This window comes from Streptomyces sp. NPDC044064 (assembly GCF_056434245.1).
Window position 1 is genome coordinate 99216 of record NZ_JBWKFN010000006.1, and the last position, 21004, is coordinate 120219.

Annotated in this window: 19 protein-coding genes; 13 read left to right on the forward strand and 6 right to left on the reverse strand. The window is 71.6% G+C overall.

All coding sequences use genetic code 11. The annotated features are described in order from the left end of the window. The first annotated feature begins 68 nt into the window (after positions 1-68). Positions 69-1661 (forward strand): FadD3 family acyl-CoA ligase, encoded by a 1593-nt coding sequence (locus AC07DS_RS11960; RefSeq protein WP_479144365.1) that lies wholly within the window; start codon positions 69-71, stop codon positions 1659-1661. A gap of 89 nt (positions 1662-1750) precedes the next feature. Here AC07DS_RS11960 and AC07DS_RS11965 read toward each other — a convergent pair whose 3' ends face one another. Then, the gene (locus AC07DS_RS11965; protein WP_479144367.1) at positions 1751-1918 is read right to left on the reverse strand and encodes a hypothetical protein; all 168 of its coding nucleotides are present in this window, start codon (positions 1916-1918) and stop codon (positions 1751-1753) included. 203 nt (positions 1919-2121) lie between these two features. Next, positions 2122-5088, reverse strand: coding sequence for an SARP-family global regulator AfsR (afsR, locus tag AC07DS_RS11970; protein ID WP_479144369.1), 2967 nt, complete (start codon positions 5086-5088; stop codon positions 2122-2124). Positions 5089-5277: 189 nt separating this feature from the next. Between afsR and AC07DS_RS11975 the strand changes: the two genes are divergently transcribed. The 6 genes from AC07DS_RS11975 to AC07DS_RS12000 all read left to right on the forward strand — a co-directional run bounded on the left by AC07DS_RS11975 (position 5278) and on the right by AC07DS_RS12000 (position 12625). Further along, positions 5278-6528, forward strand: a complete 1251-nt coding sequence (locus AC07DS_RS11975) for an amidohydrolase family protein (RefSeq protein ID WP_479144370.1) — start codon at positions 5278-5280, stop codon at positions 6526-6528. Beyond that, positions 6525-7448: an LLM class F420-dependent oxidoreductase gene (locus AC07DS_RS11980; protein WP_479144372.1), complete on the forward strand. Its 924-nt coding sequence runs from the start codon at positions 6525-6527 to the stop codon at positions 7446-7448. Before AC07DS_RS11975 ends, AC07DS_RS11980 begins: the two co-directional genes overlap by 4 nt. A gap of 9 nt (positions 7449-7457) precedes the next feature. Then, complete coding sequence (locus tag AC07DS_RS11985) at positions 7458-8228, forward strand: SDR family NAD(P)-dependent oxidoreductase (protein WP_336110327.1); 771 nt, start codon at positions 7458-7460, stop codon at positions 8226-8228. Between the two features lie 86 nt (positions 8229-8314). Continuing rightward, positions 8315-9433 (forward strand): LLM class flavin-dependent oxidoreductase, encoded by a 1119-nt coding sequence (locus AC07DS_RS11990; protein ID WP_479144374.1) that lies wholly within the window; start codon positions 8315-8317, stop codon positions 9431-9433. Between the two features lie 13 nt (positions 9434-9446). Beyond that, positions 9447-11177, forward strand: coding sequence for an N-acyl-D-amino-acid deacylase family protein (locus AC07DS_RS11995; protein ID WP_479144376.1), 1731 nt, complete (start codon positions 9447-9449; stop codon positions 11175-11177). After that, positions 11174-12625: an aldehyde dehydrogenase family protein gene (locus AC07DS_RS12000; protein WP_479144377.1), complete on the forward strand. Its 1452-nt coding sequence runs from the start codon at positions 11174-11176 to the stop codon at positions 12623-12625. Before AC07DS_RS11995 ends, AC07DS_RS12000 begins: the two co-directional genes overlap by 4 nt. A 6-nt stretch (positions 12626-12631) precedes the next feature. Here the strand turns inward: AC07DS_RS12000 and AC07DS_RS12005 are convergent, their stop codons facing one another. After that, on the reverse strand, positions 12632-13030 hold the full coding sequence (locus tag AC07DS_RS12005) for a nitroreductase/quinone reductase family protein (protein WP_479144379.1): 399 nt from the start codon (positions 13028-13030) through the stop codon (positions 12632-12634). Positions 13031-13199: 169 nt separating this feature from the next. Between AC07DS_RS12005 and AC07DS_RS12010 the strand changes: the two genes are divergently transcribed. Genes AC07DS_RS12010 through AC07DS_RS12025 form a run of 4 tightly spaced genes read left to right on the forward strand, consistent with a single transcriptional unit; the run spans position 13200 to position 16095 of the window. Next, positions 13200-13574, forward strand: coding sequence for a hypothetical protein (locus AC07DS_RS12010; RefSeq protein ID WP_479144381.1), 375 nt, complete (start codon positions 13200-13202; stop codon positions 13572-13574). 10 nt (positions 13575-13584) lie between these two features. Then, positions 13585-15162, forward strand: coding sequence for a peptidoglycan-binding protein (locus AC07DS_RS12015; protein WP_479144383.1), 1578 nt, complete (start codon positions 13585-13587; stop codon positions 15160-15162). 11 nt (positions 15163-15173) lie between these two features. Continuing rightward, positions 15174-15665 carry a protease inhibitor I42 family protein gene (locus AC07DS_RS12020; RefSeq protein WP_479144385.1) on the forward strand — a complete coding sequence of 164 codons (492 nt, stop codon included), beginning with the start codon at positions 15174-15176 and terminating at the stop codon, positions 15663-15665. 31 nt (positions 15666-15696) lie between these two features. Further along, the gene (locus AC07DS_RS12025) at positions 15697-16095 is read left to right on the forward strand and encodes a hypothetical protein (RefSeq protein WP_479144386.1); all 399 of its coding nucleotides are present in this window, start codon (positions 15697-15699) and stop codon (positions 16093-16095) included. Here AC07DS_RS12025 and AC07DS_RS12030 read toward each other — a convergent pair. Continuing rightward, a complete protein-coding gene (locus tag AC07DS_RS12030) occupies positions 16092-17396 on the reverse strand; it encodes a carotenoid oxygenase family protein (RefSeq protein WP_479144388.1) in 1305 nt (434 codons plus the stop codon). The two genes, AC07DS_RS12025 and AC07DS_RS12030, sit on opposite strands and share 4 nt — an antisense overlap. Then, the gene (locus AC07DS_RS12035; RefSeq protein WP_479144389.1) at positions 17393-17953 is read right to left on the reverse strand and encodes a hypothetical protein; all 561 of its coding nucleotides are present in this window, start codon (positions 17951-17953) and stop codon (positions 17393-17395) included. The genes AC07DS_RS12030 and AC07DS_RS12035 overlap by 4 nt, the downstream gene beginning before the upstream one ends. Positions 17954-18072: 119 nt before the next feature. On the opposite strand from AC07DS_RS12035, the gene AC07DS_RS12040 reads away from it, so the two are divergent. Beyond that, the gene (locus AC07DS_RS12040; RefSeq protein ID WP_479144391.1) at positions 18073-18585 is read left to right on the forward strand and encodes a PadR family transcriptional regulator; all 513 of its coding nucleotides are present in this window, start codon (positions 18073-18075) and stop codon (positions 18583-18585) included. Here AC07DS_RS12040 and AC07DS_RS12045 read toward each other — a convergent pair. Beyond that, positions 18578-20044 (reverse strand): CehA/McbA family metallohydrolase, encoded by a 1467-nt coding sequence (locus AC07DS_RS12045; protein WP_479144393.1) that lies wholly within the window; start codon positions 20042-20044, stop codon positions 18578-18580. The genes AC07DS_RS12040 and AC07DS_RS12045 overlap by 8 nt on opposite strands. Before the next feature lie 105 nt (positions 20045-20149). On the opposite strand from AC07DS_RS12045, the gene AC07DS_RS12050 reads away from it, so the two are divergent. Continuing rightward, complete coding sequence (locus AC07DS_RS12050; protein WP_479144394.1) at positions 20150-21004, forward strand: LLM class F420-dependent oxidoreductase; 855 nt, start codon at positions 20150-20152, stop codon at positions 21002-21004.

The window sequence follows — 21004 nt, forward strand, 5'->3', positions numbered from 1 at the left end:
CCTCTGCTGACAGCCCGTCAGGTTACAGCTAATCTGACGGTCAGTCAGCTACAGCGCAGGGGGCTGCTATGAGTGACTGGGGCACCATCCCGGGTCTGGTGCGATGGTCGGCCGAGCGGTACGCGGACACCGAGGCGGTGGTCGAGGGCCGTACGAGGATCACGTACGCGCAACTCGGCGCCCGTGTGGAGCGCGCGGCGGCGGCCTGTCTGGCGAGCGGGGTGCGGGTCGGCGACCGGGTGGCGGTCTGGGCCCCCAACTCCCTCGACTGGATCGTCTCGGCCCTGGGCGCGGTGTCGGCGGGCGCGGTCCTGGTCCCGCTCAACACCCGCTTCAAGGGCACGGAGGCGGCGGACGTGCTGCGCCGCAGCGGGGCCCGCCTGCTGTTCGTGACGGGCACGTTCCTGGGCACGTCGTACGTGGCGTCGCTGCGGCGGGCGGCGGGGACGTCCGACGGCACCGGCCGTCCGCTGCCGGGACTGCCGGCACTGGAACAGGTGGTGGTACTCGCGGACGACGCCCCCCAGGACTTCCGCACCTGGAAGGACTTCCTGGCGGCGGGCGAGGGCGTGGGCGGACCCGAAGTGCGCGCCCGCGCACTCGACCTGGACGGCACCAGCCTCTCGGACATCATCTTCACCTCGGGGACGACGGGCCGCCCCAAGGGCGCGATGATCACCCACGAGCAGACGCTGACGGCGTACGAGATCTGGGCGGACCTGGCCGGCCTGCGCACCACCGACCGCTACCTGATCGTCAACCCCTTCTTCCACACCTTCGGCTACAAGGCCGGGGTGATCGCCTGTCTGATGCGCGGGGCGACGATGATCCCGCAGCCGGTGTTCAACGTGGACACGGCGCTGGCGAACATCGCCGCGGAACGGGTGTCGGTCCTCCCGGGCCCGCCCACCCTCCACCAGTCCCTCCTGGACCACCCGTCCCGGGACACCCACGACCTTTCGGCACTGAGGCTCGTGGTGACCGGGGCGGCGGTGGTGCCGCTGCGCCTGGTGGAACGCCTGCGCGGCGAACTGGGCGTGGGGACCGTCCTCACGGCGTACGGCCTCTCGGAGGCGAGCGGCATCGTCACGATGTGCCGCCGCGGCGACGACCCGTCGGTGATCGCGTCCACCTCGGGCCGCGCGATCCCCGGTACGGAAGTGCACGTGGTCGACGCGGGAGGCTCACCGGTACCGCCGGGCACACCCGGAGAGATCCGGGTCCGGGGCTTCAACGTCATGCGGGGCTACTACGAGGACCCGGCGGCCACGGCGGAGACGATCTCCCCGGACGGCTGGCTGAGCACGGGCGACATCGGCGTCCTCGACCGCTCCGGCAACCTCCGCATCACGGACCGCCTCAAGGACATGTTCATAGTCGGCGGCTTCAACGCGTACCCGGCGGAGATAGAGCAACTCCTGGGCCTCCACCCGGACGTGGCCGACGTGGCGGTCATCGGCGTACCGGACGCCCGCCTGGGCGAGGTCGGCAGGGCATACGTCGTCCGCCACCCGGGCGCGGTACTCACCGCGGACGACCTGATCGCCTGGTCCCGCCGCGAGATGGCCAACTACAAGGTGCCGAGAACGGTGGAGTTCATGGGCGAGCTTCCGCGGAATGCGAGCGGGAAGGTGGTGAAGGGGGAGCTGCGCGGGCGGTGAAGCCACCACCACGCGCCCGGACACACCTCGGCCGCGACGGCTCCCCCTCCGCGCCGCCGCGGCCGTTCCCCGTCCGGTGAAAGGTCTGATCAGGCCTTCTCGTCGGTGGCGTGGGTGTTGTCCGGAGTCGCCACGCCGGTGTCCTCGCCCGCCGCCAGAGTGACCGGCTTCATCGGCTCGCTGGTGGCGTGCGTGTTCAGCGTGGTCACCTCGGCGGCCGAGGTCTCCGGCTGCGTCGTCTTCTTGGCGTCGCTCATGACTGCTCCCCTGATGCTCTGTGCGGTGGGTCGGAAAGGCCCGCCCGGCTGCTCCCCCTGGTGCGGCCGAGCGGGCACTTATGGGCCGGTACACCTTAAGGTGCGCCCATATGACGTCCCGTCTGCCCCCCGACGCGACGGATCGACACCACTGAGAGTGCCGTGCGGCGATAAACGAACGATGAACGTGCAGGACCCTGCTCTCAGAGCACTGCGCGTGCCTCGAGCAGAGCCCTCACCTCATCGGCCTCCGGTGCACCCAGCGCCTCGAAGATGCTCAGAGCCTCCTGCAGGCAGACCTGCGCACGACCGCTCTGCCCGATGCCGCTCAGCGCCCGGCCGAGTGCCGTGAGCACGTTGCCGCGCCGCCACTCGCCGCCGATTCCGCGAAGGAGGGTCAGCGCCGACTCCGCGTTGGTGGCGGCCTGTGCGAGTCGCCGGGCGGCGAGGTCGACCTCCGCGAGACGGAAGAGGGTCATGCCCTCCCACAGCCGCTGCCGGCTGTCGCGGAACACGGCACGGGCCTCCTCCAGGCGCTCGGCGGCCAGATCGAGCTGGCCGCTCTGGGTGAGCGCGAGCCCCAGCGCGTAGCGGCCGTTGGCGCCCTTGAACGCGTGGCCCATGTCGTCGTACATGTCCGTACCCTGCTGGGCCAGGGACACCGCACTCGCGGTACGGCCCGTCGCCAGGTGTATCCGCGAGAGGTTGCACAGGGCGCTGGCCTCACCGGGCCGGTCTCCGGCGGAACGGAAGCTCTCGATGGCCCGCGTCAGGTGACTCTCGCCGACGTCGTACCGGCTCTGGTACAGGGCGATGACCCCGAGCATGTTGGACGCCCAGCACTGGGGAAGCGGATCACCCGCCAGCTCGGCCAGCCGCACGGCCTCGGCGGCTTCCTGGTCCGCCAGTTCGAAGCGGCCGGACATGTGGTGGCCGTTGGCCAGGGTGACCAGGGCGCGGGCCTCCGCGCGCTCGTCACGGCAGCTCTGTGCGGCGGCACGGACCGCGGTTCCGGTTGCCTCGTACTCCTTGGAGTTGGCTCCCGATTCGGCGAGGTCGATGGCCGCCCACAAAAGGTCCACGGCCCGCCTCAGCTGATCGGGCCGGGTCGACTGACGTACGCACGCGAGCAGGCAGATCGCCTCGCAGTACAGCCAGTCCTGGGCCCGGTGCCGCTCCTCGAACACCAACCCCGGATACTCGGTCGGCTCCAGGTGGTCCACCAGCCGGTCTCCCGGGCGCTCGATCGCGTAGACCCCTGCCGCCGTGGCCAGGTAGAAGTCCAGCAGGCGCGACATCGCAGCCTCCCGCTCGCTCGGCGGCTGCTCGTCCCGCTCCGCGCAGGCTCGCGCGTAGAGCCGTACCAGGTCGTGGAAGCGGTAGCGGCCCGGTGCCGCCGACTCCAGCAGGGACGTGTCCACCAGGGACTCCAGCAGGTCCTCGGTGTCCTCCGGGTGGAGGTCGAGGATCGCGGCCGCGGCGGCCAGGGACATGTCCGGGCCGTCGGCCAGGCCCAGCAGGCGGAACGCGCGGGCCTGGGCCGGCTCCAGCTGGCCGTACCCCAGCTCGAAGGTGGCCTTCACCGCCAGGTCCCCGGCCTGCAGCTCGTCGAGCCGGCGCCGCTCGTCCGCGAGTTTGGCCGCCAGGACCGAGACCGTCCAGGTGCGGCGGGCCGCCAGGCGGGAGGCCGCGATGCGGATCGCGAGGGGGAGGAAGCCGCAGGCGGCCACCACGTCCAGTGCGGCCTCGCGCTCGGCCGCCACACGCTCCTCGCCCACGATCTTCGTGAACAGGGCCAGCGCCTCGTCGGGGGACATGACGTCCAGGTCCACCAGGTGGGCGCCCGCCAGGTCCAGCATCCGTACCCGGGAGGTCACGATCGCCGCGCAGCCCTCCGTGCCGGGCAGCAGCGGTCGTACCTGGGCCGCGTCCTTCGCGTTGTCCAGCAGGACCAGGACCCGGCGGCCGTCCAGGACCGAGCGGTACAGGGCCGCGCGCTCCTCCAGGGAGTCGGGGATCGCCGAGTCCGCCGTGCCCAGCGCGCGGAGGAAGGAGCCGAGGACCGTCTCCGGTTCCGCCGGGCGGGGGCCCGCGCCCTGCAGGTCCACGTACAGCTGTCCGTCGGGGAAGGCAGGCCGCGCCCGGTGGGCGACATGCACGGCCAGCGTGGTCTTCCCCACGCCCCCGATCCCGGCGAGCGCCGAGACCGCCATCACGCTGCTCTCCGCCTCGGACGCCGACGCCAGTACCTCGCTCAGCTCGGACACGAAGGCCGAGCGGCCCGTGAAGTCCGGGACGGAGGCGGGGAGCTGGGCCGGGCGGACCGGGACCACGGCGGGTTCGGCGGCCGGGGTGGAGGGCTCCGCGAGGGCCTCGTCGGCCTGGAGGATGCGCTGTTGCAGTTCGCGCAGGCCGGGCCGCGGGTCCACGCCCAGCTCCTCCGCGAGGAGGCGCCGCGTGTCCGCGTAGACCGCGAGGGCCTCCGCCTGGCGGCCGCTGCGGTAGAGGGCCAGCATCAGCAGTTCGCGCAGGCGCTCACGGAGCGGGTGGGCCGCCGTCAGGGCCGTCAGTTCCGAGACCGCCTCCGCGTGGCAGCCCTGCTCCAGGTCCATGTCCAGGCGGGACTCCAGGAGCTGCAGGCGCCATTCCTCCAGGCGGACCCGCTGGGCGTCGGCGTAGGGGCCCGGCACGCCGGCCAGCGGCTCGCCGTCCCACAGGGCCAGGGCCCGGTTCAGCACCTCGCGCGCCTGACGCAGATCCCCGGCGCTGCGCGCCTTCTCCGCCTCCGTCGCGAGGTCCTGCGCCACCGCCACGTCCAGGGCGCCCTCGCCGAGGCCCCGTACCGCGTAGCCGCCGGACTCGCTCGCCAGGACCCCGGGGTCCAGGATCTTGCGCAGCCGGGAGGCGTACGTCCGCAGCGCCGCCAGCGCCTGCGACGGTGGTTCGGCGCCCCAGAGCGCGTCGATCAGCTCCGCCGCGGTCGCCGTACGGCCCTCGCGCAGCAGCAGGGCGGCCAGCAGGGCGCGCTGCTGAGGGGAACCGGTGTTCAGCGTCTCCTCGCCGAGCCAGGCCCGCACCGGACCGAGCACGCTGAAGCGCAACGCCGCCGGCGCCGCGATGGCCGCGGAGCCGGGACGTCGCTGCTCAGGCACTCGCGGCCGACCGTCCATGCGTTCGCCCCCCTAGGCATCACGAACAACCCCGTCAGTTTGCCTTGTTCGGGGCGGTTCCGTCAGCCGGGGGAGACGCCGATCACAGGCCGGTACGCCGCAGTACACAAGGCCCTCACAAGGTCTTCGCACACAGTAGGCCGGACTCACCAGCTGACGGACCGTCAGATCGGCGCTACCGTGAGCGCCATGGACACCCAGGACGCCCAGAACATCCCGAGTGACTTTCCGCGGATCATCTCCGTCGACGACCACACCGTGGAGCCTGCGCATGTCTGGCAGGACCGGCTGCCGAAGAAGTACCTGGACACCGGGCCACGGACGGTCCGCGCACCCCTGAAGGAAATGACCTTCCTGGGTGGGCGGTTCAAGCCCGTCATGGGTGAGCCGGGCGACGAAGGCCCCGTCGGCGACTGGTGGGTCTACGAGGATCTGCACCGGCCGCTGACCCGGCTGGACACCGCCGTCGGGTACGACCGGGACGAGATCAAGCTCGAAGTCATCACCTACGAGCAGATGCGACCCGGGTCGTACGACGTCACGCAGCGGCTCGCCGACATGGACGTCAACCACGTCCAGTCCGCCCTGTGCTTCCCGACCTTCCCGCGCTTCTGCGGCCAGACCTTCACCGAGGCCCGGGACCGCGACCTCGCCCTGCTCTGCGTCCGCGCCTACAACGACTGGATGGTGGAGGAGTGGTGCGGGCCGGCCGCGCGGGGGCGGCTCATACCGCTCACCCTCATCCCCCTGTGGGACCCGCACCTGGCCGCCGAGGAGGTCCGGCGCAACGCCGCCCGCGGCGTCCGGGCCGTCGCCTTCTCCGAGATACCCCCGTACCTGGGCCTGCCGTCGATCCACGGCGACGACTGGGACCCGTTCCTCGCGGCCTGCGACGAGACCGGCACGGTCGTCTCGATGCACATCGGCTCCAGCAGCCGGATGCCGTCCACCTCCGAGGACGCCCCGCCCGCCGTCGGCTCCACCATCACCTTCGCCAACTGCTGCTTCTCGATGGTGGACTGGCTGATGAGCGGCAAGTTCGAACGCTTCCCGAACCTGAAGGTGATGTACGCGGAAGGCCAGATCGGCTGGATCCCGTACATCCTGGAGCGCGCAGACGTGGTGTGGGAGGAGAACCGCGGCTGGGGCGGCGTCGCCGACAGGGTCCACCGGCCCCCGTCCGAGTCCTTCGCCGGCCACGTCTACGGCTGCTTCTTCGACGACGCCTTCGGGCTGCGCAACCTCGACTCCATAGGTGTCGGCAACGTCCTGTACGAGACCGACTACCCCCACTCCGACTCCACCTGGCCCAAGTCCCGCGAGGTCGGCGAGGCCCAGATGGGGCACCTGCCGGCGGACGTCGTCGAGCGGATCGTCCGGGGGAACGCGATCGAGCTGCTGGGGCTGACGGCGGACGGGCTGTGGGAGGGGTCCGCGTGAGTCTGGCCTACGGCATCCAGCTGCCCGTCCAGTCCCAGAGCACCCTCTACACGGAGGGCTGGGAGGCCGCCGCCGGGCCCGCCGACCTGGTCGAGATCGCGCGGGCCGTGGACCGGGCCGGGTTCGACTACCTCGCCTGCTGCGACCACGTGGCCATCCCGCGCCGGCTGGCCACGGCGATGAGCACGGTCTGGTACGACCCGGTCGCCACCCTCGCCCATCTGGCCGCGGTGACCGGGCGGGTCCGGCTGCTCAGCCATGTGGCCGTCGTGGGCCTTCGGCACCCGCTGCTCAGTGCCAAGCAGTACGCGACCCTCGACCATCTCTCCGGCGGCCGGCTGATCCTCGGTGTGGGCGCCGGGCATGTACGCGAGGAGTTCGAGGTCCTCCAGGTGGACTTCGAGCGGCGCGGAGCCGTGCTGGACGAGGCGATCGACGCGCTGCGGGCCGCCCTCGGGCCCGAGGAGTTCCCCGAGCACCACGGCAAGCTGTACGACTTCGCCGACCTGGGCCAGCGGCCCCGGCCCGCGCAGGAGCAGGTCCCGGTCTGGATCGGGGGCTCCTCGACCGCCGCCGTCCGCCGGGCCGCGCTGAAGGGCGACGGCTGGCTGCCGCAGGGGGACCCGCGCGACCGGCTGCCCGGGCAGATCGCGCGGCTGCGGCAGCTGCGCGAGGAGCACGGCATCGAGACGCCCTGCACCATCGGCGCCATCACCGAGCCGCTGTACCTCGGCCGGGCCGACTGGCACGTCGGGCGGCGCACCCTCACCGGGACGCCGGAGGAGATCGCCGAGTCGCTGCGGGCGTACCGCGCGCTGGGCGTGCACCAGATCCAGGTGCGGTTCCGCAGCCGGAGCCGCAGCGAACTCATCGACCAGATCGGCGTGTTCGGGGCGGAGGTCGCGCCCCGGCTGGACTGAGGAGCGGACATGGGCAAGCTGGACGGGCGGGTCGTCATCATCACCGGGGCGGCACGCGGACAGGGCGAACAGGAGGCGCGGCTCTTCCGGGCGGAGGGCGCGCGGGTGGTCGTCGCGGATGTGCTGGACGACCAGGGGGAGGCCCTGGCCAAGGAGATAGGGGCCCTCTACGTCCATCTCGACGTGGGTGCGGAGGAGGGCTGGCGGGAGGCCGTCGCCGCCGTCAAGCAGGCGTACGGGCGCATCGACGGGCTGGTCAACAACGCGGGCATCCTGCGCTTCAACGCGCTGGTGGACACTCCGCTGGACGAGTTCATGCAGGTCGTGCAGGTCAACCAGGTCGGCTGCTTCCTCGGCATGAAGGCCGTCGCGCCAGAGATGACGGACGGCGGGACCATCGTCAACACCGCGTCCTACACCGCGCTCACCGGGATGGCGGCCGTGGGGACGTACGCGGCCACCAAGCACGCCGTGCTCGGGCTGACCCGGGTGGCCGCGCTGGAGCTGGCGGGCCGGCGCATCCGGGTCAACGCCGTCTGCCCGGGTGCCATCGACACCGCGATGTCGAACCCGGCCCGGCTGGACCCGGACGCGGACCCGGCGGAGATGAGCCGGGCCCTGGACGAGCTGTACCGCAAGCTCGTGCCGCTCGGCCGGGTCGGGCAGCCGGAGGAGGTGGCCCGGCTGGCCCTCTTCCTCACCTCGGACGACTCGTCCTACATCACCGGGCAGCCGTTCGTGATCGACGGGGGCTGGCTGGCCGGGGTCAATGTCATCTGACAGTCCGTCACCTATTGACGAATCTGACGCTACGTCAGAAAGTTCGTAGCACTCGTGAGAACCTGAACCGGGGAAGGTGAACCGCCGTGGAATTCGGGCTCTTTGTACAGGGATACGTAGGCAAGCGCGCCGAGACCGACCCGCTGGCCGAGCACAAGGCACTGATGGAGGAGACCGAGTACGTCATCCAGGCGGACAAGTCCGGCTTCAAGTACGCCTGGGCCTCGGAGCACCACTTCCTGGAGGAGTACTCGCATCTCTCCGCCAACGACGTCTTCCTCGGCTATCTCGCCCACGCGACCGGGCGCATCCACCTGGGCTCCGGGATCTTCAACCCGCTCGCCCAGGTCAACCATCCGGTGAAGGTGGCCGAGAAGGTCGCCATGCTGGACCACCTCAGCGAGGGCCGCTTCGAGTTCGGCAGCGGGCGGGGCGCCGGCAGCCACGAGATCCTCGGCTTCCTGCCCGGCATCACCGACATGAACTACACGAAGGAGATCTGGGAGGAGACCATCGCCGAGTTCCCGAAGATGTGGCTCCAGGACGAGTACGCGGGCTTCCAGGGCAAGCACTGGCAGCTGCCCCCGCGCAAGGTGCTCCCCAAGCCGTACGGGAAGTCGCATCCGGCGATGTGGTACGCGGCCGGGTCGCCGCCCTCGTACGCCATGGCCGCGAAGAAGGGGCTCGGCGTGCTGGGCTTCAGCATCCAGAAGGTCTCCGACATGGAGTGGGTGCTGGAGCAGTACAAGACGGCGGTCGTGAACGCGGAGCCCGTCGGGGACTTCGTCAACGACAACGTGATGGTGACGACCACGGCGATCTGTGCGCCCACGCACGCCGAGGCGATCGACATCGCGGTGAACGGCGGGCTGCACTATCTGCCCTCGCTGGTCTTCCGCTACCACGACACGTTCCCGCGGCCCGAGGGCTTCCCGGTGTGGCCGGAGACGCTGCCCCGGTACACGCCGGAGTTCGTGGAACTGCTCATCGAGGAGGAGCTGCTGATCTGCGGGGACCCGGACGAGGTGCTGCGGCAGTGCAAGCGGTGGGAGCAGGCGGGTGCGGACCAGCTGAGCTTCGGGTTGCCGGTGGGGGTGCCGAAGGAGGAGACGCTGCAGACGATCCGGCTGATCGGCGAGCACGTGATTCCGAAGATCGACACGGATCCGGTGCACCGGACTTCGCGGTTCCGTCAGGCCGTGTGAGGGGGCTCCTGGCATGCTGGACCACCTCATCAGGGCGGTGACCGTCGTCGACGGCACGGGTGCCCCCGCCTTCACCGCCGACGTCGGCATACGCGGCGGACGTATAGCCGTCGTCGGCAAGGCCACCGAAGGCGCCCGCACCACCGAGGACGCGCACGGTCTCGTCCTCGCCCCCGGGTTCGTGGACCCCCACACCCACTACGACGCCCAGCTCTTCTGGGACCCGTACGCCACGCCCTCGCTCAACCACGGAGTGACGACCGTGGCCGCGGGGAACTGCGGGTTCACGCTCGCGCCGCTGCATCCCGACCGCCCCGAGGACGCCGACTACACCCGGCGGATGATGTCCAAGGTGGAGGGGATGTCCCTGGTGGCGCTGGAGGAGGGCGCGCCGTGGAGCTGGAGCGGCTTCGGGGAGTATCTGGACGCTCTGGAGGGGCGGATCGCGGTCAACGCCGGGTTCATGGTGGGGCATTGCGCGCTCCGGCGGTATGTGATGGGTCCGGAGGCGGTCGGCGGGCAGCCGAGCGCGGAGCAGCTGGAGCAGATGCTGCGGCTGTTCCACGAGGCCATGGACGCGGGGGCCTGGGGGCTGTCCACCACCCAGTCCAGTACGCACTCCGACGGTGACGGGCAGCCCGTGGCCTCCCGGCACGCGCGGCCGGCGGAGCTGCTGGCGCTGGCCCGGGCCGTCGGGGAGCACGAGGGCACCCAGATCGAGGCGATCGTGGCCGGCTGTCTGGACCAGTTCAGCGATGCCGAGATCGATCTGTTCGTCGAGATGAGTGCGGTGGCAGGACGGCCCCTGAACTGGAACGTCCTGACCGTCGACGCGGCCGTCCCGGAGCGGGTGCCCCGGCAGCTCAGTGCCAGTGAGCGGGCACGGAAGGCCGGGGGGCGGGTCGTCGCGCTCACCATGCCGATCCTGACCCCGATGAACATGTCCCTGGGCACCTTCTGCGCCCTGAACCTCATCCCGGGGTGGGGGCCGATCCTGGGCCTGCCGGTGCCGGAGAGGATCGCCAGGCTGCGGGACCCCGAGGTCAGGAAGGAGATGCTGCGGCGGGCCGAGTCGAAGGAGGCGGGTGTCTTCCGGCGGCTGGCGAACTTCGGGCGGTACGTCATCGGGGACACCTACAGCGAGGCCAACCGCGGGCTGACGGGGCGGGTGGTGCGGGACATCGCCGCCGAGCGCGGGCAGGAACCCTTCACCTGCCTGGTGGAGATCTGCGCCGCCGACGAACTCCGCACGGTCCTGTGGCCGATGCCCACCGACAACGACCCCGCCTCCTGGGCCCTGCGCGCCGAGACCTGGCAGCACGAGGACGTGCTGCTCGGCGGCTCGGACGCGGGCGCGCACCTGGACCGGATGTGCGGGGCGCCGTACACCACCCGGTTCCTCGGGGACTGTCTGCGCGGCCGGAAGCTGGTCGGTCTGGAGCAGGCGGTGAAGATGCTCACCGACGATCCGGCGCGACTGTTCGGGCTGCGGGAGCGGGGCCGGGTCCGGGAGGGCTGGCATGCGGACCTGGTGCTGTTCGACCCGGAGCGGATCGACGCCGGGCAGGCCACCCTGGTGCACGACCTGCCGGGTGACAGCCCGCGGCTGGAATCCCGCGCGCTCGGGATACGGGCCGTGTGGGTCAACGGGGTCGAGGCGATCCGGGACGACGTGGTGAGCGGCGCCGTGCCGGGCCGGGTGCTGCGGTCCGGGCGGGACACCGGGACGGTGAGCACCAGGTGAGTGAGGAGCAGCGGCTGTTCGTCGGCGGGCAGTGGGTGGAGCCGGACGCCGGCTACTACCCGGTGGTCGACCCGGCCACAGAGGAGACCGTGGGGCAGGCACCGGAGGCCTCGGTGGAGCAGGTGCGGGAAGCCTGCGCCGCGGCCCGGGAGGCCTTCGGGGCCTGGTCGCGGACCGGCCCGGGGGAGCGGGCCGCGGTGCTCGGACGGGCCGCGGAGATCATCCGCGGCCGGCTCGGTCCGTACGCCGAGCTGGCGCGGGCCGAGACCGGGGCGACGACCGGGACGGCCCGGGCGATGCAGGTCGGGGTGGCAGCCGCCCGCTTCCGCCGGTACGCCACCGTGGAGCCGGCCGAGTGGGCGATCGCCCCGCAGATCAACGAGGCCGGGCCCATGGGCAGGGCGGGGGTGATGGGGGCGCTGGCGGTGCGCCAGCCCGTCGGCGTGGTCACCTGCATCACCTCGTACAACAACCCGTGGGCCAACCCGGCGGGCAAGGTCGCCCCGGCCCTGGCCATGGGCAACACGGTAGTCGTGAAGCCGGCCCCGCAGGACCCGCTGTCCGTCTACCGGATGGCCGAGGCGCTCGAGGAGGCGGGCGCACCGGCGGGTGTGGTGAACGTGGTCTCCGGGCGGGCCACGGACGTCGGTGCGGCCGCGGTCGCGTCGCCCGACGTCGACATGGTGAGCTTCACCGGCTCCACGGCCGTCGGCCGGCGCATCGCCGAGGTGTGCGGGCGGGACATGAGGCGCCAGCTGATGGAGCTGGGCGGGAAGGGGGCGGCCCTCGTCTTCGACGATGCCGACCTCACGTCGGCGGTGGCCGGGATCGGGACGACGTTCTCCTTCTACAGCGGGCAGATCTGTACGGCGCCGACCCGGGTGCTGGCCCAGCGCGGGGTGTACGAGCGGCTGGTGGAGCAACTCGCCGCCTATGCCCGCCGGTTGAAGATCGGCGACCCGAGGGAGACCGGCACGGTCGTGGGGCCGCTGATCTCCGCCGAGCACCGGGCGCGGGTGGAGTCGTATGTGGAGCTGGGCCGCAAGGAGGGCGCGACGGTGGTCGTCGGCGGCGAACGCCCCGCGCCGGAGCGGGGTTTCTATGTCGCTCCCGCTCTGCTGGCCGACTGCGCGAACGACATGCGGGTGGCGCGGGAGGAGATCTTCGGGCCCGTGGTGGCGGTCGTCCCGTTCGACGACGAGGACGAGGGCGTGGACCTCGCCAACGACTCCGACTACGGCCTCATCGACTACGTCTGGTCGGGCGACGTGGCCCGCGCCTTCCGCGTGGCCCGGCAGCTGCGGGCCGGCGGCGTCGGCATCAACACGGTCGGCCGCAACATGGAGGCGCCCTTCGGCGGCTTCAAGAAGAGCGGGGTCGGCCGGGACGTGGGCTCCTACGCCCTGCACGCCTACAGCGAGGTGCAGGCGATCGTGTGGCCGGGGTGAGCGGGCTCAGTCCGTGAGATCCACCCGCACCGTCAGCAGGTCGGTGCCGAACGCCCGTACGACCGCACTGTTGAAGCGGGGCAGGGCGCGCAGCCGTGCCACGGCGTCGTCCTCCGGCAGGAGGTGGGCGGTGCCGCGGTGCCAGCGGCCGCCGATGCGGACGCGGACCTTCGGGTCGGTCTGGATGTTGCGCACGTACTGCGACTTGAACCCGAACTCCGAGACGATCCAGAAGGAGTCGCCGTCCCGGCGTCCGCCCACCGGCGTGGGCCGGGGGAGGCCGGAGACGCGGCCGGTGGTCTCCAGAATCGTCTGGGCCGGGATGCGCCGGTTGAGCGGGTTGGCCACGTGACGCTGGAAGCGGGTGACGATCCGGTGCTTGAGGCCGGCGGCCTTGCGTGACATCTCTCGGGCTCTCCTGTTCTTGTGCTCTCCTGCCGGAACGGTATCCGGACGCATGCCTCGCGCGGGTGCCGCGGCAGCTCTGCGGAGGGCGTGTGATTCGTGGACAGGCCTGCGAATGGCGCGTGTTAGCCTCCCTCGCGATCGTGATCGATTGCAACGGGGGGCAGTGATGGGCACGTCTTCGGACGGCTACCAGGTCAAGTCCGGCATGACCGACCAGGCCGGCGAACTGGACGGCGCGGGCACGAACACTGGGAAGATCGCCACGGCGATCGACCCCATGGCCTGCTACGCGCAGGACGCGCTCGGGGGTTCCGACTCCGGGCCGGCGTTCGACGCGTACGCCGCGGCCTGGGAGGCGGAGTCCAAGACGCTCACGGACGCACTGCACGAACTCGCGGACAAGATCCGTGCGTCCAAGGGCGCCTACGGCGGCAGCGACCACCTCGTCTCGACGCAGGCCGCCCATGTCCGTGTCGGTGACGGCACCGTCGGCACGATGCCCGCGCACGCCGAGCGTCCCTCGGCCCTCTCGAGTTACTGAGGACCGCCCGATGACGGAATCCACCACCGACCGCCGCAAGCGGCTGGCCGGACTGAGCGACGACATCGCCTCGGCCGGCAGCAAGAACGACCTGATCGACGCGATCGACTCCGCGCTCGGCGTGTCCGCCCCGGTGGGCGACCCGGCCACGCTGGAGACACTGGGCAAGCGCTACCGGGGCCACGCCGACGACGCCCTCGGCGTCTCCGAGCGGGTCGACAAGGTGGCACGCAAGGGCCTGCCGGAGGTGTGGGTCGGCGACACCAGCGTCCTCGCCTCCGACGCGGTCTCCGCCGCCTCGCGGTCCGCCGTGCAGATGTCCGAGGCGCTCCGGGGCGGCGGCAACGCCCTGCTGAACCTGGCCGACTGGCTCAAGGTCGCCCAGAAGGACGACGGCGACGGCCGCGCCAAGCTGCGCGAGGCACGCGGCATGCTGGGCGGCAAGGACGGCTTCTTCGACGACTGGTACGAGGACGACGACGAGGAGTCGGCACGGCTGAAGGCCCGCTCCGTGGCCTCCTCCGGCATCCGGCTGCTCCACCAGGCCGCCGTCACCGCCGACGACGCCGCGCGCCATGCCGCCCGCGACCTGAACAAGTGGGCCGCCGAGGCCCGCGCCGGCAAGCTGAACACCGACGAACTGTCCGCGGTCGACCGGCTGATGCTGGCCGACACCAGCAACGCGGGCGGCGATCCCGAGCTGAACGAGATCCTCACGGCGAACGACCTGGAGCGGTCCGGGCGCGCCATGGAGAAGCTGTCCCCGGCGGACCGGTCCCGGATGGAGCTCCTCCTGGCGGACGCGAAGACGCCGCAGGAGAAGGCGTACCTGATGAAGGCCCTCGCCGCGGGCAACTCCGTCGACGAGGTCGACACCTTCGCGAAGAAGATCCACGGCAAGGACCCGGTGTGGCTGCAGCAGCACCTGGCGCCGGTGACGACGGGCTCCGAACCGTCGACCAAGGACCAGGAGCGCCAGGCCTTCAAGGGCAAGCTGTGGGACCAGGACGGCGAGACCTGCGTGCCCTCCTCCACGGTCACCGCGCGTGCCATCGTGGATCCCGTGTACGCACTGGAGCTGACCGGCGGCCCCGACGGCACGGACGACGACCCGGATCACTTCCGCAAGCGCCTGACCGACGAACAGCTGCGCCTGCACGAGGAGGGCGACGGCGACAACTCCGGCTGGTGGTGGGACGAGCACCCGTCCGGCATGGACAAGGACGGGCAGGTGGAGATCTCCAACAAGGAGCTCAGCCCGCACACAGGCGATCACTACGAGGCCCAGAACATGGGCGGCGAGGACGACCGGCGCAACGTCCTGCCCGACATCGAGAAGTCCGTCGCCGAGGGCAAGCCCGTCCCCATCAACATCGAGCGGTACGACGAGAACAACGACCGGCACGGCCACAGCATGATGATCATCGGCCAGGAGGGGGACAAGCTCCAGATCTACAACCCCTGGGGCGTCACCACCTGGGTCAGCGAGGACGACTTCATCAAGGGAGACCTCAGCGCGGCCGCGGACGACCGCTACTCGGCCGCGCACAAGGGCAACGTCGACACCGTCTACATCCAGCAGAGCTGAGCAACGTGAACATGCGCACCGTAATGACCTCCCTGACCGCCACCGCAGCCGCGGTCCTCGTCCTGTCCGGCTGCGGCGGCCAGGGGGGAGCCGACGAGTACGGCACCAAGGAGCGCGGGGCCGTCAAGGTCGGCGCGGGGGACGAGTTCACCCTGAAGGTGCCGGCGAATCCCGCGCTCGGGCAGAACTGGTATCTGGCCGAGCCCCGGCCGGACAAGGACATCCTGAAGTACCGGGGCAAGCGGGAGGAGGAGAGCGGTGGCGACTCCACCGGTTCCGGCGACGGCACCCAGTACTTCGACTTCACGGCGCTCAAGTCCGGCAAGACCACGGTGAAGCTCCTGCACTGCCCCATGGCAAGCTGCCACAGCGGCACCGAGTCGGCGGCTCCGTTCCCGAACGCGACGGCCCCCGGCACGACCACGATGAGTCCGTTCCCGACGGCCACCGGCACCCCCGACGACCTGCCCGCGTTCTTCGTCTACACGATCACGGTCCGCTGACCCACCCACCCGATAACCGGAAGCGTTCCCCATGCCCTCCGCACCCCGCACCGACGACGAGGTCCTCGCCGCCACCGACGTGGCCGTGCTGCTCCGCTACGGCCTCACCCAGGACGCCTTCCGGACCGCCCTGTTCGGTGACGGCGCCGTCGCGGGCGCCGTCACCCTGGACCGGCTCGGCGTGGTGCCGCGCTCGGTGGCCTACGTCGCCGAGATCGTCCGCGCCGGCGGCCTGCGCTACGCCGCACAGCTGCCCGAGCCGCTGCCCTCGCGCGAGGCGTCCGCGCTGCTGCTCGACTGGCTGGAGACCGCCGCGCAGGCCGCGGACACGCCGGACGGCGAGACGCGCACCGCCCGCTGGCTGGACGCGGTCGCCGAGATCATCGGCCTGCGCCGCGCCGCCCGCGCCCGCGGCGAGCACACCTCCTAGATCCGGTCGCCCAGCCAGTTGCCGTGGAAGCCGAACGGGACGCGAGCGGGCAGACGGACCGTGGCGACCGGGTCGGCGGCCAGGTCACCGGCATCCAGGACGACCAGGTCGCTGCGGTCGGTGGTGGCGTCGTGGACGTACGTCATGAGCCAGCCGGGGCCGCCGGGCCTGTCGTCGGCCGGGGCGAACGCCGCCTCGCCGGGGGTGCGGCCGGGGCCGAAGTCGTGCGTGGTGACGGAGCCGGTCGTCAGGTCGTAGCGGACCAGTGAGGTGCCACTGGTCATGTGCCCGTAGGGGGAGTCGAGGCCGGTGAGGCGGTCGTCGACGCGCGGGAACTCGCCCGGACGGTCGTCGACCTGCTCCTCGCGCACCGTCCCGCGGACCGGGTCGACGGTCCACTTCCACAGCACCGCCTGCTGCGACGCGGTGCTGCCGTCGGCGGTGCGGCGGTACATCTCCGGGTAGCGCATGACGTGCAGGACGACGGTGCCGTCCGGCGCGTCGTGGGCGTTGAGCGAGTGGAAGACGTAGCAGGGGTCCACGGCGAACCAGCGGACCTCGCCGTACGGGTCGTCGCGGCGCAGGAGGCCGAGCCGGGCGCCGTATCCGTCGTCCCACCGGTAGGGCATCGTCCCGCCGGTCAGGGCGAGTTCGATGTCGAAGACGACGGGCAGGTCCATGAAGACGACGTGCTCGGCGGTGAGCGCGAAGTCGTGCAGCATCGTCGGGCCCGGCACCTCGACGGGCCTGCTGACCACCAGCTCGCCCGTGGCGTCGGCCCGGTGATAGGTGAGGTGGGTGGACTCCACCATGCCGTAACCGAAGAAGTGCAGCTCCCCGGTGACCGGGCAGGTCTTCGGGTGGGCCGTCATCGCGGTGCCCAGCCGGCCGTCGAAGTCGTAGGGGCCCTTGGTGTCGAGGTCGCAGGTCAGCTCGTAGGGCAGGGCCGACTCGACCAGGGCGAGGGTGCGGCCGGCGTGCCGGACCACATGGGTGTTGGCCGGGCCGGAGGTGAGGTCCCGGCGGCCCTGGTCGTCGTACATCCGCGCCCCGTCGGTGAACCGGGTCGTGCGCACCCACCGGTTGCGGTAGGAGACGGCCCGCCCGCCGTCGAGGCGGACGCCGTGCACCATGCCGTCGCCGAAGAACCAGTGCCCGGAGGCGGCGTCGGCCGGGTTCGGGCCGTTGCGCAGGTACCAGCCGGCCAGCTCGGGCGGGATCGTGCCGGTCACCGGCAGGTCGTGCGCGGTGAGTTCCTCGGTGACCGGGGCGTAGTTGCCGCTGAGGTGCTTCGGGTTCACCGGGCCACCTGCCCGGCCTTGGCCTGGACGTGGGCGACGTAGCGGACGGTGAAGACCATCGGGACGGCGAAGCCGGCGATCTGGATCACAGTTGCGGCGGTGGAGTGGGCGTGACCGGCGTGGGCCACCAGGGCGAGGGCGGCGGCGGTGGCCACGAAGGCGGCGGTCCAGACGGCGGTGATGACGACGTTGGTCCGGATGAACGGCTTCAGACCCCAGACCTCGGGCGGGGTGGTGCGCTTGGCGATGCCCAGGGTGAACGGCCGCCCGATGGCCAGCGAGACGCCGGCGATGAGGGCGAGGGTGCCGGAGGAGAGCGACGCGGAGTAGTCGTGCACGCCCGAGTGCGGGTCGGCGAAGGCGATGGCCGCGAGAGCGGCGAAGAAGACCGCCGAGCCGGATTCGATGATGAGTGCGTCAAATCCGGTGCCGGACTTCCTCTCGTTCGCGATGATCGCGACGGCGACCAGCAGTGCGGCCAGTGCGCCCCACTGCCAGTCCCCGGAGGGGAAGACGGCGAAGACGATCCACGGCAGGAACGTGCGCAGGTACGACATTGGTTTCCCCGTTTTTTCGATGCGGTCTTGGTCTGGTGCGGTCTTGCTTCCTGGTCTGACATGTCAAAAGTAGAATGTCGGCACGTGACATGTCAAGAGTGGAAGGTAAGCTGGGGGACATGAGCCTCAAACACGCACTGCTCGGCCTGCTCTCGGAGCGCCCCGCCAGCGGGTACGACCTGCTGAAGCGCTTCGAGACCTCGCTGGCCAACGTCTGGCCGGCCACGCAGAGCCAGATCTACACCGAGCTGACCAAGCTGGCGGGCTCCGGACTGATCACGGTGGCCGCCGAGGGGCCGCGCGGCCGCAAGGAGTACACGCTGGCCGACGAGGGCCTGGCCGAGCTGCGGCACTGGCTGACCGAGACCAGGCCCCAGCGCAACACCCGTAGCGATCTGCTCCTGCGCGTCTTCTTCCTGGGCGTGCTGAGCCCCGAGCAGGCCCGCACCTATCTGACCGAGCTGGTCGAGATGTCCGCGCGCGAGCACGAGCAGCTGGAACAGCTCGACGCGGCCATCGACTGGGACGACGACAACCTCTCGGTCTACGGCCGCATCGCCCTGGAGTACGGCCTGCGCTTCAACGCGATGCGCCGGGAGTGGGCCGAGTGGGCCGCCGGCCAGATCAAGTAGTGCCGAGGAAGACGGGGTTGGTGAAGGCGGCCATCGCCCCCGGCAGCGGACCGAGGGCCGTCTCGTGGCGCAACTCGGCCCGCACGTAGGCCGCTCGGGCCGGTGTCGTACGCCATTCGACCACGCCCTCCCCGGTCACCGGCAGCGGCTCACCGGTCAGCAGCGTGCCCTGGTCGGTGACGAAGCGGACGGAGCAGCGCGGGGCGCCGGAGACCTCCAGGCGGACGGTCACCGGGGTGTCGTCCGGCACGTCGAGCCGCTCGCCTATGCCCGCCTCCCGGCCGGCACCCGCGGCGGTGAAGGCGAGCGCCACGTGCTGCGACTCGGCCACGTACGAACGGCCCGCGCGCAGGCCCTGCTGGATCGCCGCACGCGTGAGGTCCTCGGCGAGGACGACCGTCTGGGGCATGCCGACCGCGTCCGGGTCGCGATGGGCGTCGCTGTTGCCCATGGCCGGCAGCCACGCCCGCCCCTCCCGTACGCAGGCGACGAGCCGGGCGTCCCAGGCGGCCAGGGTCACCTCGTCGTCGGGCGTGTACGGCCCGTTCCACACCTCGACCGCGTCCGCCTCCCCGAACCCGAACCGCCAGCCGCACCCGACGCACGTGGCGTGCGGATGGGCCGGCACGACCAGCCCGCCGGCCTCCCGGACGCGCCGCGCGAAGTGCCCGAAGCGCCCGTCCCGGGCCCGGTACCGCCAGTCCACGAAGGTGCCCGGCTCGGTCCCGAGGGCCAGTACGTGCCCGTTCCGCGTGGTGACCTCCTCGCCCAGCATGACCAGCAGGTCGTCGCCCGCCACGTCGGCCCAATGGGCATGGGAGGACGTCGTGTTGTGCTCGGAGCTGTTGATGAAGTCCAGCCCCGCCGCCCGGGCCAGCGCCCCGATCTCGGCCGGGGTGCGGCGCCCGTCGGAGTGCCAGGAGTGAAGATGACAGTCGCCGCGGTACCAGGCCCGCCCCCGTCCCCGGGCGCGGGACGGCGGGTGGACCGGCCGGGGCGTCTCGCCGGGCTCCCCTTCCGTGAGGGTGACCGTCACCTCGTACGACAGCCCCTGCGGCGCCACCGTGTACGGCCCGAGCACGATGTACCAGGTCCCGGGATGCAGCGCCCCGGGGAGATAGCCGGGCGTCGCCTCGTCCGCCCGCACGAAGAACTCCGTACGGGCCCCGCCCGACCACCCCCGAAACCCCCGCCCGCCCAGCTCGGTACCGCGCACGTCGAAGAGCCCGATGTCGAGGGCGTTGCCGGGGGTGCCGGCCGGAACGGCGGGCCGATCGTAGGTGTAGGAAACGTGCAGCTCTCTTGTCCCGGGGCCGACTTCGAAGGGGAGGTAGACGTAATCGGGCGAGCCGGGAGCGATGGTGCCGCGCAACGTCGTCACACCCTCAACGTAAGCCAACTCCAGGGGCGCGGGCAGTATCAATTTGCGACTCCGCCGCGTGGGCGCGACAAGCCACATCACACCCGCACCCGCCGACGAAGACCGACCAGTCCCCGCAACGGGCGCCCCGAATCCCGACCACTCGGCATGGACATATGGGACAGCACCCGGTACAGATGCCCCATGCGCATCGCCGTCACGATCTTCCTCACGGACGAGACAGTCACCCCCACGCGCCTGGCCCGCGAACTGGAATCCCGGGGATTCAGCGGCCTGTACCTGCCCGAGCACACCCACATCCCCGTCGAGCGGACCACCCCCTACCCCGTCGGCGGCGACCTGCCCCGCGAGTACGGCCGCACCCTCGACCCCTTCGTCGCCCTGGGCCAGGCCGCGGCCGTCACCGAGCGGCTGGCGCTGGGCACGGGGATCACGCTGGTCGCCCAGCACGACCCGATCGGCCTGGCCAAGCAGATCGCCACCCTCGACCACCTCTCCGGCGGCCGCTTCACCCTCGGCCTCGGCTTCGGCTGGAACGTCGAGGAGGCCGCCGACCACGGTGTGGAGTGGCGCGGCCGCCGGGAGCTGGTCCGGGACCGGATGGGCCTGATGCGGGCGCTGTGGTCCGAGGAACCGGCGGGGTACGAGGGGGAGTTCGGCAGCGTGCGGCCGAGCTTCGCGTTCCCCAAGCCGGCGCAGAAGCCGCGCGGGCCGGTCGTCGGCCCCCGCACGCTCGTCGGCGGGGCGGCGGGGCCCAAGCTGTTCGCGCACATCGCCGAGTACGCGGACGGCTGGCTGCCGATCGGCGGCCGCGGGCTCGGCGAGTCGCTGCCCGTGCTGCGGTCCGTCTGGACGGACGCCGGCCGCGACCCGGCCGCCCTCCAGGTGGTCCCGTACGCCGTCCACCCCACCCCCGGCAAGCTCGCCCACTACGCGGAGCTGGGAATCGGGGAGACGGTCGTCCAACTGCCCCCGGCGGGTGAGGCGGAGGTGCTGCGGGTGCTCGACGACTACGCGGGTTTCCTGGAGCCTCGATGA

Bases quoted from the DNA above. Each gene is read 5' to 3' on its own strand.
- AC07DS_RS11965 (WP_479144367.1), bottom strand. From the start codon at position 1,918: ATGAGCGACGCCAAGAAGACGACGCAGCCGGAGACCTCGGCCGCCGAG.
- AC07DS_RS12005 (WP_479144379.1), bottom strand. From the start codon at position 13,030: ATGTCACGCAAGGCCGCCGGCCTCAAGCACCGGATCGTCACCCGCTTC.
- AC07DS_RS12045 (WP_479144393.1), bottom strand. From the start codon at position 20,044: ATGTGGCTTGTCGCGCCCACGCGGCGGAGTCGCAAATTGATACTGCCC.
- AC07DS_RS11995 (WP_479144376.1), top strand. From the start codon at position 9,447: ATGCTGGACCACCTCATCAGGGCGGTGACCGTCGTCGACGGCACGGGT.
- afsR (WP_479144369.1), bottom strand. From the start codon at position 5,088: ATGGACGGTCGGCCGCGAGTGCCTGAGCAGCGACGTCCCGGCTCCGCG.
- AC07DS_RS12050 (WP_479144394.1), top strand. From the start codon at position 20,150: ATGCGCATCGCCGTCACGATCTTCCTCACGGACGAGACAGTCACCCCC.
- AC07DS_RS11975 (WP_479144370.1), top strand. From the start codon at position 5,278: ATGGACACCCAGGACGCCCAGAACATCCCGAGTGACTTTCCGCGGATC.
- AC07DS_RS11960 (WP_479144365.1), top strand. From the start codon at position 69: ATGAGTGACTGGGGCACCATCCCGGGTCTGGTGCGATGGTCGGCCGAG.
- AC07DS_RS12035 (WP_479144389.1), bottom strand. From the start codon at position 17,953: ATGTCGTACCTGCGCACGTTCCTGCCGTGGATCGTCTTCGCCGTCTTC.
- AC07DS_RS12020 (WP_479144385.1), top strand. From the start codon at position 15,174: ATGCGCACCGTAATGACCTCCCTGACCGCCACCGCAGCCGCGGTCCTC.
- AC07DS_RS12010 (WP_479144381.1), top strand. From the start codon at position 13,200: ATGGGCACGTCTTCGGACGGCTACCAGGTCAAGTCCGGCATGACCGAC.
- AC07DS_RS12040 (WP_479144391.1), top strand. From the start codon at position 18,073: ATGAGCCTCAAACACGCACTGCTCGGCCTGCTCTCGGAGCGCCCCGCC.
- AC07DS_RS11985 (WP_336110327.1), top strand. From the start codon at position 7,458: ATGGGCAAGCTGGACGGGCGGGTCGTCATCATCACCGGGGCGGCACGC.
- AC07DS_RS12025 (WP_479144386.1), top strand. From the start codon at position 15,697: ATGCCCTCCGCACCCCGCACCGACGACGAGGTCCTCGCCGCCACCGAC.
- AC07DS_RS12015 (WP_479144383.1), top strand. From the start codon at position 13,585: ATGACGGAATCCACCACCGACCGCCGCAAGCGGCTGGCCGGACTGAGC.